Source organism: Pseudomonas sp. TH41 (assembly GCF_016650695.1).
Lineage (GTDB): Bacteria > Pseudomonadota > Gammaproteobacteria > Pseudomonadales > Pseudomonadaceae > Aquipseudomonas.
The window spans coordinates 25571-40392 of sequence record NZ_JAEKFH010000006.1; the positions used below are offsets into that span (position 1 = coordinate 25571).

The 14822-nt window shown below is 57.1% G+C and carries 13 protein-coding genes; 9 read left to right on the forward strand and 4 right to left on the reverse strand.

Annotation, left to right across the window (positions count from 1 at the left end):
• Positions 1 to 4: 4 nt before the first annotated feature.
• Together JFU37_RS23980 and JFU37_RS23985 are read right to left on the reverse strand one after the other, a co-directional pair.
• The gene (locus tag JFU37_RS23980; RefSeq protein ID WP_201119540.1) at positions 5 to 1378 is read right to left on the reverse strand and encodes a glutamine synthetase family protein; all 1374 of its coding nucleotides are present in this window, start codon (positions 1376 to 1378) and stop codon (positions 5 to 7) included.
• Positions 1379 to 1666: 288 nt separating this feature from the next.
• The gene (locus JFU37_RS23985; RefSeq protein ID WP_201119541.1) at positions 1667 to 2434 is read right to left on the reverse strand and encodes a metallophosphoesterase; all 768 of its coding nucleotides are present in this window, start codon (positions 2432 to 2434) and stop codon (positions 1667 to 1669) included.
• Between the two features lie 212 nt (positions 2435 to 2646).
• Here JFU37_RS23985 and JFU37_RS23990 point away from each other — a divergent pair, with 212 nt between their 5' ends.
• Positions 2647 to 3690: a metallophosphoesterase gene (locus JFU37_RS23990; protein WP_242485812.1), complete on the forward strand. Its 1044-nt coding sequence runs from the start codon at positions 2647 to 2649 to the stop codon at positions 3688 to 3690.
• A 20-nt stretch (positions 3691 to 3710) separates the two neighbouring features.
• Here the strand turns inward: JFU37_RS23990 and JFU37_RS23995 are convergent, their stop codons facing one another.
• Entirely contained in the window at positions 3711 to 5318 is a 1608-nt protein-coding gene (locus JFU37_RS23995; protein WP_201119542.1) for an ArnT family glycosyltransferase, read from the reverse strand.
• 328 nt (positions 5319 to 5646) lie between these two features.
• On the opposite strand from JFU37_RS23995, the gene JFU37_RS24000 reads away from it, so the two are divergent.
• The 6 genes from JFU37_RS24000 to JFU37_RS24025 all read left to right on the forward strand — a co-directional run bounded on the left by JFU37_RS24000 (position 5647) and on the right by JFU37_RS24025 (position 11362).
• On the forward strand, positions 5647 to 6009 hold the full coding sequence (locus tag JFU37_RS24000) for a metalloregulator ArsR/SmtB family transcription factor (protein ID WP_201119543.1): 363 nt from the start codon (positions 5647 to 5649) through the stop codon (positions 6007 to 6009).
• A gap of 74 nt (positions 6010 to 6083) precedes the next feature.
• Positions 6084 to 7088: an ArsJ-associated glyceraldehyde-3-phosphate dehydrogenase gene (locus JFU37_RS24005; protein ID WP_201119544.1), complete on the forward strand. Its 1005-nt coding sequence runs from the start codon at positions 6084 to 6086 to the stop codon at positions 7086 to 7088.
• A 9-nt stretch (positions 7089 to 7097) separates the two neighbouring features.
• Positions 7098 to 8312 carry an organoarsenical effux MFS transporter ArsJ gene (gene arsJ / locus JFU37_RS24010; RefSeq protein ID WP_201119545.1) on the forward strand — a complete coding sequence of 405 codons (1215 nt, stop codon included), beginning with the start codon at positions 7098 to 7100 and terminating at the stop codon, positions 8310 to 8312.
• Between the two features lie 27 nt (positions 8313 to 8339).
• Positions 8340 to 8732: a GFA family protein gene (locus JFU37_RS24015; protein WP_201119546.1), complete on the forward strand. Its 393-nt coding sequence runs from the start codon at positions 8340 to 8342 to the stop codon at positions 8730 to 8732.
• Between the two features lie 321 nt (positions 8733 to 9053).
• Positions 9054 to 10712: a bifunctional 3-(3-hydroxy-phenyl)propionate/3-hydroxycinnamic acid hydroxylase MhpA gene (gene mhpA, locus JFU37_RS24020; protein WP_201119547.1), complete on the forward strand. Its 1659-nt coding sequence runs from the start codon at positions 9054 to 9056 to the stop codon at positions 10710 to 10712.
• Between the two features lie 2 nt (positions 10713 to 10714).
• Positions 10715 to 11362 carry a TetR/AcrR family transcriptional regulator gene (locus tag JFU37_RS24025; protein ID WP_201119548.1) on the forward strand — a complete coding sequence of 216 codons (648 nt, stop codon included), beginning with the start codon at positions 10715 to 10717 and terminating at the stop codon, positions 11360 to 11362.
• A 21-nt stretch (positions 11363 to 11383) separates the two neighbouring features.
• Here JFU37_RS24025 and JFU37_RS24030 read toward each other — a convergent pair whose 3' ends face one another.
• On the reverse strand, positions 11384 to 12619 hold the full coding sequence (locus JFU37_RS24030) for an NADH:flavin oxidoreductase/NADH oxidase family protein (protein WP_201119549.1): 1236 nt from the start codon (positions 12617 to 12619) through the stop codon (positions 11384 to 11386).
• A gap of 353 nt (positions 12620 to 12972) precedes the next feature.
• On the opposite strand from JFU37_RS24030, the gene JFU37_RS24035 reads away from it, so the two are divergent.
• Entirely contained in the window at positions 12973 to 13587 is a 615-nt protein-coding gene (locus JFU37_RS24035) for a TetR family transcriptional regulator (RefSeq protein WP_201119550.1), read from the forward strand.
• Between the two features lie 86 nt (positions 13588 to 13673).
• Positions 13674 to 14765 carry a VOC family protein gene (locus tag JFU37_RS24040; RefSeq protein WP_201119551.1) on the forward strand — a complete coding sequence of 364 codons (1092 nt, stop codon included), beginning with the start codon at positions 13674 to 13676 and terminating at the stop codon, positions 14763 to 14765.
• Positions 14766 to 14822 lie beyond the last annotated feature (57 nt).

Consider the following 14822-nt stretch of genomic DNA (forward strand, 5'->3'; position numbering starts at 1 on the left):
GGTCTCAATAGCGCTCGAAGCCGCGCTGCAGTTCCCAATCGGTGATTCGTCGGTCGTACTCTTTCTGCTCCCATTCGGCGGTGTGCACGTAGTGATCGATCACGTCATCACCGAACGCCTCGCGCAACATGGCCGAGCCCTTGAGTGCGGAGCAGGCATCGCGCAGTGTCTTCGACACTTCAGGCAGATGCTCATCCAGATAGGCATCGCCTTCAAAGGGCGGCGCCAGGCTGAGCTTTTCGTCGATGCCGGCCAGGCCTGCGGCGATCAACGCAGCGAAGGCCAGGTAAGGGTTAAGGTCAGCGCCGCCGATGCGACATTCGATACGGATGGCTTTGCTGCCTTCTGCACACAAACGAAAGCCCGCCGTGCGATTGTCCAGACTCCACACCGCCCGTGTCGGGGCGAAGGTGCCGGCCTGAAAACGCTTGTAGGAGTTGATGTAAGGCGCGAGAAAACAGGTGATGTCGTTCGCGTATTTGAGCTGCCCGGCCACCCAGGAGCGCATCAGCGCCGACATGCCGAATTCTGCTTTTGCGTCAAAGAACAGCGGCTTTTTGGCGTTCTTGTCCCACAGCGAATTATGGATATGGCTGCTGGAACCGGCGGCGTCATAGCGCCACTTGGCCATGAACGTGATTGCCTTGCCCTGCAATTGCGCGATCTCTTTGCAGGCGTGTTTGATGATGACGTGATGGTCGGCCATGGTCAGGGCATCGGCATAACGGATGTTGATTTCTTCCTGGCCCGGCCCCCATTCACCCTTGGAATTTTCCACGGGAATGCCCGAGGCCTGCAAATGCTTGCGAATCGCCCGCAGGACCGGTTCCTCGCGGGTGGTCTGCAGGATGTTGTAGTCCTCGATGTAATGACCGGCCGTTTTCGGTTTGTGGTAGTTGCGCTTGTGGATGGCCTCGTAGCTCTCATCGAACAGATAGAACTCCAGTTCCGAGGCAAACATGCCGGTGTAGCCGCGCGCGCGCAGTCGCTCAATCTGTTTTTTCAGAATCGCCCGCGGGCTGTGCGGCAAATCCTGCCGATGGTGATGGTCGAGCACGTCGCACAGCACCAGCGCCGTGCACTCCAGCCAGGGCACGCGGCGCAGCGTGGACATGTCCGGCTTGAGCACAAAATCGCCATAGCCTTTGCTCCAACTGGCCGCGGCATAACCCGGCACCGGTTCCATGTCGATGTCGTCGGCCAGCAGGTAATTGCAGCAGTGGGTTTCTTCATGACCGCTGTCGATGAAAAATTCGACCTGGAATCGTTTGCCGACCAGTCGCCCCTGCATATCGACCATGCAGACCAACACGGTATCGATTTCGCCAGAGGCAGCGGCGCGCTTGAGTGCTTCGAAACTGAGAAGGGGCTCGGTCATCACGTCAATCCTGCGTGAATGATTTGGGACTGCCTGAAATAGCTGTTGCAGACGCTCTTCAGAAAAACCCAAAACCTGCAGGAGCGAGCATCGTGAGCAATAAGCTGCTCAAAGCTTAGCTTACTGTCGCTTTTCGCAAGTCCCGGTAATAAAAAACTGATCAACCGGGCTGGGCATTGCGCAGGTTCACCGCGTGTAGCCGATCTGCCGTCACACGTTTTTGCGCCACGGGATGACTTCGTCACCTTCAAATCATGGGTGATACGGAGGGATTTGCAGTGTGTCGCCTCAGGTATTCAGGTCAATCACGTAGGCGCCACTAAATTCAGGATTTTCATTAATGCCATTTTTTGCGTACCCCCGGGCGTTGCAAATGACCCGGGTATTGCCCACCCGATAGTCAAAGCTCCCATGCGTATGGCCATGCAGCCACAGTGCCGGTTGCCAGTCTTTGATCCGCTCTTCCAGGTCTGAAACAAAACTCGCGTTAATGGGCGAGCGCTCAAAAAGCGGGCTGATGCTTAACCGTGTCGGTGCGAAATGGGAAATCACCACAGTGGGCGTGGTGCTGTCTTTGGCGAAGCAGTCTTCCAGCCAGGCGACTGTCTGTAAAAAAATATGTTGGGACATGGCCGGACTGAACAGGTCTGGAAAGTCGGGCGCGATTTTTATGTGGGTGAAGTCCCGGATGAGTTGCGTAGCCAGGTCAATACCGTATGCCCGAGCCTCGGCGGCCTCGAAAAGACGATAGTCAGACCACAGGGTACAACCCAGGAATCGCACGCCGTCGTGGACATACTCCGAACGTTCCAATACGTGGATCTGTGTGCCTTGCGACAACCTGTTCAAGTGTTCGTAGGTCGAGATCAAGTCACTGCCATAAAACTCGTGATTCCCTGCCACGTACACGACCGGAGTCGGGCATGATTTCGCCCACTCAATGGCCGCAGCCGGTCGGGAGATGTCTCCAGCGAGGACAACAATATCGGCATCCACATCGGGAAAAGGCAACGCGTCGACCGACAAGTGGATATCCGACAGCAAGGCGATGCGCATAGATCAACTCCAGCCTGTTTTGAAGGACAGCCCATTCAACATAAGCCTGGTTGCTCCCTCTCGTCGCAAGGGTGGCGACGAGAGGGAGCATAACTCGTATGCCACTGATTTTTTAACAAAGCGTGAACAACTAATATGATCTATTGGAAGTGAAACTGACCTTTATGTCCCTGCCTGACCGGCCATCTCCAGTGAGTTCCTGATTGAAGCCCATGACTACCCCATCGCGGTTTGCAAAACGGTTGGTACTCCGAAGGATTGTGCGCGGCTCAGGCATCGCCATCGTTCTTCTGTTGATGTCCGGTGGTTATTGGCTGTACACGCCGCCATCGCCCTTTGTTCCGCTGCGTGGTCTGGACCCTTCCTCGGTGTCGATGATCGCTTTGGGCGATCAAGGCAGCGGCAATATGCAGCAGTGGCGGGTAGGGCAAGCCATGGAACGGGTCGCGGCCAGAGAGGGGCGATTGGACATGGTTGTGTTGTTGGGCGACAACTTCTACGGCAAGCCATTGACCAGTACCCACGACCTGAGCTGGCAAACCAGATTCGAGCGTGTCTATTGGGGCCACTGGCTCAGTCATGTGCCGTTCTACGCGGTGCTGGGCAATAACGATTACCCGGTGTCGCAGAAGATTGAGATCGAGTACGGCCAACAACACACGGGTTCGGGCCGCTGGCAGATGCCGACGAACTTCTACAGCAAGGATTTCGGTAACGTCGATGGGCGTCCATTGGTGCGAATGGTGTTCCTGGACACGTCGGCGCCACGTGAAAGTTTGCAACAGCAAATCGACTTTATCGATCAGGCGTTCCAGGCATCGGGCCCGGCTCCGGTGTGGCGAATCGTTGCGTCCCATCACCCGGTTCGCAATCAGGGTCAGCAGGGTAATGAGTCAGATCTGGTGGTCCGGCTCCTGCCTGTGTTGCAACGCAACAACGTTGACTTGCTCTTGTCGGGACATGAACACAATCAGCAATTGTTGTTGCGTGCCGGGGAGCCCGCGTGGGTCATCTCCGGTGCGGGGGGCCAGAAACTCGACACCCTGGACACCTCCACACCGCAGAGTGTATTCGCCGTATCACGGGCGGGCTTTGCCAAACTCGACCTGAACGCCAATCAGCTACGGCTGGCGTATTACGACGATCAAGGTGATCTGGAAATCGGCTACCGCTGGGTCAGAAGCTGCCAGTGGATGGCCAAAGGGTGTTTGCTGCCCGAGCTCACGCAACACAACGTCGTGCAGTCAGATCGCTGACGGGTGTCCCCTTTTATTGTTCAATACTCCGTTTGCACCGAGGCTTGCGTTGCAGCTTGTCCGGCCACCGGGTTACCTGTCGCTCTTACGTTGGGTATGAACGCCGCACTGCCCGGTTCATGAGCGTGAAACAACCGGGAGCCGTTGTTTGGCTTGGTGGTGATCAGTTGATGGTCGTCAGTCAGATAAGCCAAGGGCAATTGATTGAGGTCTTTGTACTGTTCCACGATGATCGTGCGTTCAGGATTCCAGGCCTCGCCACTTTCTTTTTTCAACCACGCCATGAGTGCTGCACTGTCGCCTTTTTGCGGAATATCCGAATCCGGGCGAACGTAATAGAACGGTGAGCCATGATTTTGCAGGTACATGGGCAGCTTGTTGTCGACGTCCACCAGCACCATGCGCCATTCATTCCACGGCGCAATTTTGATGGCCTCTGCACGCACATCTTTGGTGAACTGTATGACGCCACCCCCACCACCGTTGGTCCAGGGATAGATAATGCCAAGGATCAAAAATAACAGTCCTGCTGTCCCGGCAATACCCTTTGTCCAACCGGGGCCGCTGATTTTACCGGCAGCATGACGCTCGGCCATTCGCCGTGTTACCCACCAGGCTGCCAGCAATTGGGCAAAGGGCACTAGAGGCAATACGTAGTAGCTGCGCCGGCTGCCACTGGCGGTGAAGAACAAGAACAGCAATCCCAGGCCGCTAATCAGCCAGCGAATGTTGGGTTCGGTGTGCTTCCAGTTGCGTACTGCCACCCACAGGCCGAGTATCCAGCAGGGTGCCCAGGGCAGGGTATAGATCGGCAGATAAAGCAGATAGGTATAGATCGGGCCTATGTTGTCGAAAGGCTGGAAGAATCGAACCACGTTTTCCCGAAATACCAGGCCAAGCCCGCTCGACCCATAACTCGGCGCGCCATAGCGGTGCGACAGCATGAACGGCACCATGTAGAACACGCCCCCCACCAGCATCGCCAGGCACAGGCGTGGGTTGAGATGGTTTTTCCAGCGTCCCTCGCCAAGCAGATGCGGCAGCAGCATCAGCCCTGGAAGGATGAATCCGATCAAGCCCTTGAAAAGCGAGGTCAGCGACAGAAGCAGGAAAAATACGAGGTAGCGACTCAGGCGCGTGTCGTCCGGACCGCGCCAATACCACCAGACAGCTGCCAGGACACCGCAAACAGTCAGGATGTCTGCCGTTGCTACCCGAGCCCAGAAAACGAAAAAGAACGTCGTCGCCAGAAACCAGCCGGCAATCAGGCCGGTGCCTTTGTTATATAGCTGCTCTCCGATCAGGTAGACCAGCCAGACACTCAGCCAGGCAGCCATGACCGAGGACAGGCGTAGCGACCAGTGTCCGAGGCCGCCCATCAGGTGGGCAGTGCCAGCAATCAACCAATAGGAAGGCAGAGGCTTGTCGTAATAGGGCGCGCCCTTGAGGTAAGGGTCGAAATAATCACCTGATTGCAACATTTGCAGGGTGATGTTTGCCCAGCGCGTTTCTGCGCCCCAAAGCTCTCTTGCCCCCAACCCGAATAGCAGCAGAATCGCGGATACGCTCAACAAAATTATTAGCGCACCCCGGTCACTTTTCGAAAACCTGACTAACGAATTTTTCATGACTATTTCGCATCTTGCGCTCGCCGTGGTGTCAGGGAAGCGGCTGGAGCATCAAGGCTATCTGGCGAAATGTGATGAGATTGTCAGTAGATTGCGAAGAAACCATTAGTTCTGATTTAAACGTGTTTGCCACATGACTTGACGCTAGAAAGCCTCCCGGGTCGACCTCCGTTCACCTGGTCTTTCGAAATTATTCCGTCGCTGAGTCTTTACCTTACATACGGATAAACATATATTCGCCAAATCGCATATGAGACTGAGGTCTCGCAATGACCAGCAAAGCCCGTGTCCTGTTCGTCTTGGTCAAAAACAAACACTGAGAACCGATATGGCTGACCCTCTGATACCGACCACTGTTTTCAAATGCCTGGCTGACGACACTCGGGTCCGCACGATGATGCTCATCACCCGTGAAGGCGAACTATGTGTTTGCGAGCTGACCTGCGCGCTGAATGAGAGTCAGCCAAAAGTCTCCAGGCACCTCGCGCAGTTGCGCAGTTGCGGTTTGCTGTCGGACCGTCGGCAAGGTCAATGGGTGTATTACCGACTGCACCCGAATCTCCCGGATTGGGTCCATCAACTACTGACCACTGTGCTCGAAAACAACAAGCATTGGTTGAGCCCAGACGCCAAGCGCCTTGATGAAATGGGCGACCGTCCCGAGCGGGCACTCGCCTGTTGTGAACGCTAAATCGCCTGATTCTGCCTTCAACTACGAGATCGCTCGATGAACATCCTCTTTCAGCAGATACAGAGCACAACAACATGACTATCAAAGTGGGTATCAATGGTTTTGGTCGGATCGGTCGCCTCGCTCTGCGAGCAGCCTGGAGCTGGCCAGAGTTCGAATTCGTGCAGATCAACGATCCAGCAGGGGACGCCGCGACTCATGCGCACCTGCTGAACTTCGACTCGGTACATGGCCGTTGGAATGACCAGGCCGATTCTGAGGGCGACAGCATCGTCATCGATGGCAAACGAATCAAGGTAACGGCCAACAAGGCGATTGCCGACACCGATTGGTCAGGCTGCGATCTGGTGATTGAAGCCAGCGGCAAAATGAAGACCGTCGCTGCGCTTCAGGCTTACCTTGACCAAGGCGTGAAGCGCGTAGTGGTCAGCGCCCCCGTGAAGGAAAAAGGCGCGCTGAACATCGTTATGGGCGTCAATCATCAGCTGTTCAATGCGGCGGAACATCGCATCGTCACGGCGGCGTCATGCACCACCAACTGCCTCGCTCCAGTAGTCAAAGTGATTCACGAAAAGCTGGGTATTCGTCACGGCTCGATTACCACTATTCACGACCTGACCAACACCCAAAGCATTCTCGATCAGCCGCACAAGGATCTGCGGCGTGCGCGCGCTTCAGGCATGAGCCTGATTCCAACCAGTACCGGATCGGCCACCGCCATCGCCGAAATCTTCCCGGAATTGCGCGGACGCCTGAATGGGCATGCCGTGCGTGTGCCGCTGGCCAACGCTTCGCTGACTGACTGTGTCTTTGAAGTCGAGCGGGCCACCACTGTCGAGGAGGTGAATCAGTTCCTGAAGGATGCTTCCGAGAACGAGCTGAAAGACATCCTCGGTTTCGAGGAGCGTCCACTGGTGTCCATCGACTATCGCACCGATGCGCGCTCATCGATCATCGATGCGCTGTCGACCATGGTCATCAACGGCACCCAGGTCAAACTCTATGCCTGGTACGACAACGAATGGGGCTATGCCAACCGCACTGTCGAACTGGCCAGAATGGTCGGGCTGGCAGTCTAAGGAGCGGTTATGAAAGCGTTGTCGGCCCTCGCGCCGGAAGTGCGGCAGTACCTGCTCGTCACGGGCAACTACTGGGCTTTCACCCTCACCGATGGCGCCTTGCGCATGTTGGTGGTGTTGCACTTTCACGCGTTGGGCTACAGCCCGCTTCAAATCGCGGCGTTGTTTCTGTTCTACGAACTCTTTGGCGTGATCACCAACCTGGTGGGTGGCTACCTCGGCGCTCGGCTGGGTCTGAACCGAACCATGAACATCGGGCTGGGCCTCCAGGTCGCGGCGCTGCTGATGCTGACGGTTCCTGTCGCCTGGCTAACCATCCCATGGGTGATGGGCGCTCAGGCTCTATCAGGAATTGCCAAAGACCTGAACAAGATGAGTGCCAAAAGCTCTATCAAGCTACTGGTTCCGGATGGGCAACAGGGAAAGCTCTACAAGTGGGTGGCGATCCTCACCGGCTCCAAGAACGCACTCAAGGGTGTCGGCTTCTTTCTGGGTGGAGCCTTGCTGGCGCTCATCGGCTTCAAAGGCGCCTTGCTGGCCATGGCGGGTGTCCTGGCGCTGATCTGGATCAGCAGCTTGATCCTGTTGAGGAAGGACCTGGGCAAGGCCAAAGCCAAGCCCAAGTTTCGCGACATCCTGTCCAAGAGCCGGGCGATCAATATCCTCTCGGCGGCGCGGATGTTCCTGTTCGGTGCCCGCGACGTCTGGTTTGTGGTGGCTTTGCCGGTGTACCTGAGCAGTGTCTTCGGCTGGGATTTCTGGAAGGTTGGCGGCTTTCTTGCGGCCTGGGTGATTGGCTACGGCATCGTGCAGTCCTTCGCGCCCAACATTACCGGAAAGAAACGTGGGCACATACCGGACGGTCGTGCGGCATTTCTGTGGGCACTTGCACTGGCGGGCCTGCCCGCGGCCATCGCACTCGGGCTGAACACTGGGCTGTCGCAACAGGTGGTGCTGCTCGGCGGACTCATGGTCTTTGGTGCGCTGTTTGCGGTGAATTCGTCGCTCCACAGTTACCTTATCGTGTCCTATGCCAAGGAAGACGGTGTGTCGCTGGATGTGGGTTTTTACTACATGTCCAACGCCATGGGCCGCCTGATCGGCACGGTGCTCTCCGGCTGGGTTTATCAGGTGTCTGGGCTGGGGGCGTGCTTATGGATATCGAGCGCCTTCGTGCTGCTCGCAGCCTTGATTTCTATCGGGCTGCCCAGGCATTCGGTGTAGCGAGCATGACTTTAGAGGAGGCACAGCATGGACCGATTCACGGGTGGTTGCCTGTGTGGCAACGTCAGAATTGAGGCGTCGGGACGTCCCTACCGGGTGGGTATTTGTCACTGTCTCGACTGCCGCAAGCATCATGGGGCTCTTTTCCACGCCTCCGCGATTTTCCCTCAGGATGCAGTGACGATCGATGGTGAAACACGCGACTATGCCGGGCGGTTTTTCTGTCCACGCTGCGGCTCGTCCATTTTCGCCCGCACCGCCGATGAAATCGAAGTGAGCCTGGGATCCCTGGATGCCCCTGACCAACTGATGCCAACCTACGAAAGCTGGATCGTCCGTCGTGAGTCCTGGTTGCCGCCGTTTCCGCTCACCCGACGATACGAGCGCGATCGCGAGGCCACGGGTCGCTTTGAGGAGTAGGTCGCAGTCAGCCACACGCTCTCGTCCTGGGGCCATTCTCCAATAACAACGCTGATCGGCGCTGAAGCCAAGCCTCATCGGTCGGAAACTGACGCACGCGTGACTTCACTCCTCGAGCTTGTGGCATTTATCGCTTGGGCCCGGACTCGATTCACAAGCCCCTGACACCTCGGTATTGCGCTGATCGTGGCCTTGCAATGATCCCGAAAAAATAATGACAAAAACATCAATATTGAAATCTGTCTCAATTTTACATATCTTGACCCTGCCTGACGATGAGACCTGAGTGCCTCACGACTTCAATCACAACAAGGGCTCGAGATGAACAACAACAAGAAAGTTTGCGAATTGCCTCCCGCCGCCGTCGACGTGCTGGTCATCGGTAACGGTCCGGTAGGTGCGACAATCGCGGCGCTGCTCGGCCGCTATGGGGTAACGACCCTGGTGCTGGACAAGACCCATGAGGTCCTACTGATGCCTCGTGCCATTGCTCTGGACAATGAGGCGCTGCGCATCCTGCAACTCGCCGGTTTGTCGGAAGACGCTTTCGAGAAGATCGTTATCCCTGAAGTGAAAATGCACTCCCCGGTGCTCGGGCAGTTCGGTCGAGCCAATACTGAGGGGTGCATCGATGGCCATCCGAAACTTGTGACGTTCTATCAACCCGACCTCGAACACGCGATGCGCAGCCAGGTCTCCCGGCTGAAGTCAGTGACCAGTCTTGGTGGCTTCGAGCTTGAGAGTCTGGTCGAGGAGTCGGATTGCGTTGTCGCCTCCGTACGGGATCAGAATGGGCAATCGCATTCCGTTCGCGCCCAGTACCTGATCGGAGCGGATGGCGCTAGCTCCAGGGTCAGAGGGCTGATTGGCGAGGAGTTCGAAGGGCAGACCTATGCGGAGGATTGGCTGATTGTCGATGTCAAGAACCGGCATAAGTCAGCGATTGATCACGTTGAGTTTCTCTGTAATCCGCGCCGCCCGACGCCGCACATGCCTGCACCCGGCGGCAGGGAACGTTGGGAGTTCATGCTGCAACCCGGCGAGTCCCGGGAAGAGCTGGAAAGCCCGGAAAGCATAGCCCGGTTGATCGCGCCGTGGATCAACCCGCAGGAGCTGGAAATCGAGCGCAAGGCGGTGTATCGATTCCACGCGCGGTGCTGCAACAGATTCAGCAAGGGACGCGTCTTTCTCGCCGGCGACGCAGCGCACATCACCCCTCCTTTTGTCGGGCAGGGCCTCGTAGCGGGACTTCGAGATGGCGCCAACCTTGCCTGGAAACTGGCCTGGGTCCTTCGCGGCCATGCCACGCCTGCGATACTCGATAGCTATGATGTAGAGCGCCGCCCCCATGCCCGGGCGATGATCAATCTGGCGAAACTCATGGGCCGCATGGTGATGCCCAAGAACAAGATCGCAGCGTTCTTTATCCACGGCTTGATGCGCACGCTGGCGTTGACTCCCGCCACCAGGAGGTACTTCGAACAGCTGGACATCAAGCCGAAGAACACCTTCAAACACGGCCTGTTCGTGCAGCATCGTCGGGGCGACAAGCTGGTACGTGGCAGCCTGTTTCCCCAGGCCTGGACTCGCAACCTGCAAAAGCAGATCAAACTGAGCGACGATGCTCTGGGAGATAGCCTGACCCTGGTTGGATTCGGTGTGGACCCGTTGTCACTGCTCACCCCTGATCAGATCGTTTCCTGGGAAAAAATGGGAGGCCACTTTTTAGAGATCAGAGCACGCGGCCAACGCTCCGGCGGCAGCTGTGACTTCATCGAAGACATGAACCATGAGATCCTGCCGCTGGCTGCCAAGGGAACGCTCGTCGCGGTTCGCCCCGACCGTATCATCATGCACCACGCCCCTGGCACAGAGGCGGACAGTCTCCTTCGTGCCTGCCAGGGCCTGTTGGCTAGCGAAGATGCCACTCCTGATAGCGTTTCCGTTACCATCAACGAGCCCATTAAATTACGAGCTTGATCATGCATTCCCCCATTCTTCCTTTAGAAGCGACTGCGTCACAACCTCTCACCAGAGGCCACAAGAAGCGTGAGCGCACCCGTCGCGGCCTGGTGGACGCGGCATTGCGTCTCATCGCACGCAAGGAGGTGGGGGAGATTGCACTGCTCGAGGTCGCCGCTGAGGCCGCGGTATCCAACGGCACCATCTACAACTATTTTCGAACGCGTGACGAAGTTCTAGAGGCGGTGGGCATCGCCATGGCCGCCGAGTTTTCTGATGCCATTTCCGTCTTGAGCTCGGACGTGCAGTGTGGTGCGCAGCGGCTTTCGATTGGCGTTCGCATGTTTGTATGTCGGGCCGCCGCCGACCACCAATGGGCGAATGCGCTGCTGCGCATCATCCATTTCGACCAGGCAATGCGCTCGCGCTTGGCGGCCCATATACTTGGCGATCTGCGTGAGGGGCTGCGTGCAGGTACTTTTGCTTACGAGGACGAAGGGGTCGCCCTGGACATCGTCTTATCATGCACAACCGGAGCAATGCGCTCAGTTGTCGAGGGGCGTGCAGTGGCGGAGCACGATCTGCGGGTCGCCGAAATGATTCTCCTGGCTCTGGGCGTAACAGCTGCCAGAGCCAGGAGGATCGCCGGCAAGCCGCTACCGGCCTGATCTGGTGTCATCCTTGATCGGTCAGGCTTGATCAATCCATTGCCGATAGCTCTTCGCCTGGCGACGAGACTTCAGCTGATTGCCGATCAATGCCAAGAGGGGCGACGTCCTGGGTTTTGTCCGTTTCCCTTGGCTCAGCAAGCCAAGCTGCTTCTTGATCACCGACGCCACTGCGAGCGATGCCAGCGCCTTGTTCTTCCAGCGAACGACGATGGGCTCCACTTTGATGTCCCGACCTGCCATCCACTGGCTCGGCAGGGCTGGCTCGATTGCCAGCGCCGTGGCAAGTCCGACCATCGACACCGAGCCGCTCACCACTCGCTCAGCGACCTCCTTTCTACGCACTCCGCCAGTGACCATCAGCGGCATGCGCGCTATTTCTCCTATTTTCTCCGCGAACTCCAGAAAGTAGGCTTCTCGAGCCAAGCGGCTGCCATCGCGGGTCTGCCCCTGCATCGCCGGGCTTTCGTAGCTACCACCCGACAACTCGACCAGGTCGACCGCCTTGGTGTTGAGCATTTCCACTACACGAGCCGCATCCTCGGCATCGAAACCACCCCGCTGAAAGTCTGCGGAATTGAGCTTCACAGCGACGCAAAAGATCGGTGCCACGCGCTGACGTATGGCGTCGATGGTTTGCAGCAGGATTTGCGCACGATTTTCCAGGCTGCCGCCCCAGCGGTCGTCACGTCGGTTGGTCAAGGGCGAAAGGAATTGGCTGAACAGGTAGCCATGCGCTGCGTGAATTTCCACGCCAGTGAATCCGGCTCGCTCTGCCAACACCGCCGCTTGGGTATAGCGCTCAATCAGTTCTTCGATCTCCTGCTCATCCAAGGCCCTGGGCGGCACAAATGCTTTTGAAAGTCCGGGGATATCGACCGCAACGGCGGAGGGGCCCCTTGCCGGTTGCCCCATTGAAGCCAATAGCTGCCGTCCGGGATGATTGATTTGCATCCAGGCCTGGGCCCCACGACTGCGGCAGGCATCGGCCCATAGCCGGAAATCCACCAGGTTCCGATCGTCCTCAAGCACGACGCCAGCCGGTCCGGTCAAGGCGTGGCGATCAACCATGACGTTGCCAGTGATGATCAGGCCGGCCCCACCCTCCGCCCAACGCCGATAGAGCTTAACCAGCGCTTCCCCTGGAGCGTGATCCTCATTGGCAAGGTTCTCCTCCATGGCAGCCTTGGCAATTCGGTTTGGAATCACCGTGCCGTTAGGCAATCGAAGCGGTTTGAAGAGCTTTGAGCCGGTCATGTTCTGTCCTTCAGCTAATGAAAATTCGGCCAGCCATCGCTAAGGGTCATACCGTTTGAGCACCGTCTGCGCAGTGCTTGCTCAGGTTGTTGAGGTCCTGGTTTGCATCGATGGGCCGGCTTAATGGCCTGCCGGGAAGGCGAGCCTCAAATACGATACGTAGCTGAACACGCGTGTTCATTTGTGTCAATGTGCAGAGCCCTCCATCGGTCTTGCCATATCAATCCAGCCATCCGGTTTTTCGGGCATATAACGGTTTTCATTGGGCTTTACGTACTTAATTCAAAAAACGTTGTTGACGTAATCTGAACACAGGTGTTCAATCAGGCCATAAGGTAATCCTGGAGAGAACCGTGGAATCCCTAAATCCAACACAGCGCCGCATTCATCAAGCCGCCTTTCGCCTGTTCGCCGAGAGAGGCACCTCACAAGTGAACATTCTCGACCTCGCACAAGAGGCAGGCGTGGCGCGCGGAACGGTCTATAGCAATATCGACAGCATGGAAAGCCTGTTCGAGGCAGTCGCTGGCCATCTTGCGAGGGAGATGCATGAGCGCGTCAACAAGAGCTTCAACTCCCTCTCCGATCCGGCTCAGCGCCTTGCCAATGGCATTCGATTTTTCATTCGTCGAGCGCACGAGGACTCCCAGTGGGGGGCATTCATCCATAAATTCGCCATGAGCAATTCTTCGTTGCGCGAAATGTTTAGCAGCCAAGCGGCTACGGATCTTCTGAGCGGGCTTTCCACTGGGCGCTACACGTTTGCGCAGGAGCAATTGCTCTCAGTACTGACGATGATTTCGAGCAGTGTCCTGGGCTCAATTTTCCTGGTACTGGAAGGTCACAGAACGTGGCGCGAATCCGGCTCTGACACCGCCGAGCTGGTACTGCGGGCGTTGGGTGTGCCGCCAGAGGAGGCTCGTGCGGTGGCGACCAAAGAGTTGCCGGCACTTCCGTCCCTCGACTGAGCCTGTAACTGACTTAACTAGATAACACCCCTGGTTTTTCAGGGGTTCGGGACAGCTTTGCCCTAAAAACCCGGAAAACAAGAACAATGAACAACAAAATCGAATTGCACCGGTTGGCGACACAACAGCCCGCCCGGCATCCGCAGCCGACGGTGAAGGCCCAGGATCTGACTCACCTGATCTTTCAAAGGCCAGACTTGAATGAGGCGGCGCGTTTCCTGACCGACTTCGGCCTGACGGTCAGTCGGCAGGACGCCGATACGCTCTATCTACGGGCGACCGATGCCACTTCCTATTGTTACCGTGTCCATCGTGCAGAACATGCACGTTTTATCGGGTTCGGACTTGCAGTGCAGTCTCTGGAAGATCTGGAAAAGCTCACTCGAATCCCAGGGGCTTCATCGGTTGAGAAGTCGGAACATCCTGGCAAAGGGTATTACGTCAGGCTGACTGATCCGTCCGGTTTCATTGTGGAAGCCGTTTGCGACCAGACTCCAGGTAAAACTCTTGAACATAGAGCTCCTCTTCCTTGGAATCTGGCGCAGGAGCAACCGCGAATCAACTCCACGCAGCGCCCACCGATTGCTCCGCCTGAAGTGCTCAGGCTTGGCCATATCGTGATTGAAGTGGCCGAATATCAAGCGACCTGTGCCTGGTATACGCAGCATTTCGGGTTTATTCCCAGCGATGTGCAAGTACTCCCCGACGGCACACCTATCGTCGCCTTCATGCGCCTTGATCTCGGTGACATTCCCGCGGCGCACCATACGCTCGCGATAGCGCAAGGGTTCATGGCGACCTATAGCCATAGCGCCTATGAAGTCGTCGATGCAGACGCGGTGGGTATGGGGCAGCGCGTCCTGCGCGAGCGGGGTTGGGAGCACTCATGGGGAATCGGCCGACACATTCTGGGCAGTCAGATCTTCGATTACTGGCAAGACCCATGGGGCGATAAGCACGAGCATTACTGCGACGGGGATATTTTCACGGCCGCTCGGCCGACGGGCATTCATCCGGTAAGCCCCGAGGCAATGGCCCAGTGGGGGCAGCGCATGCCCAAGAGTTTTACAAAACCCAAGATGAGCGTACCCAATCTGCTTTTGCTGATCCGCAACCTGCGACGCAGCCCGGATTTGACCCTCCGCAAGTTGATCACACTCATGCGGATGTTCGGGTAGAGCTGCCGCCATGTCGGGCAACTCAACCCAGTACGGCCGGCGGGACGTGCTTAAAGC

Bases quoted from the DNA above. Each gene is read 5' to 3' on its own strand.
- JFU37_RS24025 (WP_201119548.1), top strand. From the start codon at position 10,715: ATGCATTCCCCCATTCTTCCTTTAGAAGCGACTGCGTCACAACCTCTC.
- arsJ (WP_201119545.1), top strand. From the start codon at position 7,098: ATGAAAGCGTTGTCGGCCCTCGCGCCGGAAGTGCGGCAGTACCTGCTC.
- JFU37_RS23990 (WP_242485812.1), top strand. From the start codon at position 2,647: ATGACTACCCCATCGCGGTTTGCAAAACGGTTGGTACTCCGAAGGATT.
- JFU37_RS24030 (WP_201119549.1), bottom strand. From the start codon at position 12,619: ATGACCGGCTCAAAGCTCTTCAAACCGCTTCGATTGCCTAACGGCACG.
- JFU37_RS24040 (WP_201119551.1), top strand. From the start codon at position 13,674: ATGAACAACAAAATCGAATTGCACCGGTTGGCGACACAACAGCCCGCC.
- JFU37_RS23980 (WP_201119540.1), bottom strand. From the start codon at position 1,378: ATGACCGAGCCCCTTCTCAGTTTCGAAGCACTCAAGCGCGCCGCTGCC.
- JFU37_RS24000 (WP_201119543.1), top strand. From the start codon at position 5,647: ATGGCTGACCCTCTGATACCGACCACTGTTTTCAAATGCCTGGCTGAC.
- JFU37_RS23995 (WP_201119542.1), bottom strand. From the start codon at position 5,318: ATGAAAAATTCGTTAGTCAGGTTTTCGAAAAGTGACCGGGGTGCGCTA.
- JFU37_RS24005 (WP_201119544.1), top strand. From the start codon at position 6,084: ATGACTATCAAAGTGGGTATCAATGGTTTTGGTCGGATCGGTCGCCTC.
- JFU37_RS24015 (WP_201119546.1), top strand. From the start codon at position 8,340: ATGGACCGATTCACGGGTGGTTGCCTGTGTGGCAACGTCAGAATTGAG.
- mhpA (WP_201119547.1), top strand. From the start codon at position 9,054: ATGAACAACAACAAGAAAGTTTGCGAATTGCCTCCCGCCGCCGTCGAC.
- JFU37_RS23985 (WP_201119541.1), bottom strand. From the start codon at position 2,434: ATGCGCATCGCCTTGCTGTCGGATATCCACTTGTCGGTCGACGCGTTG.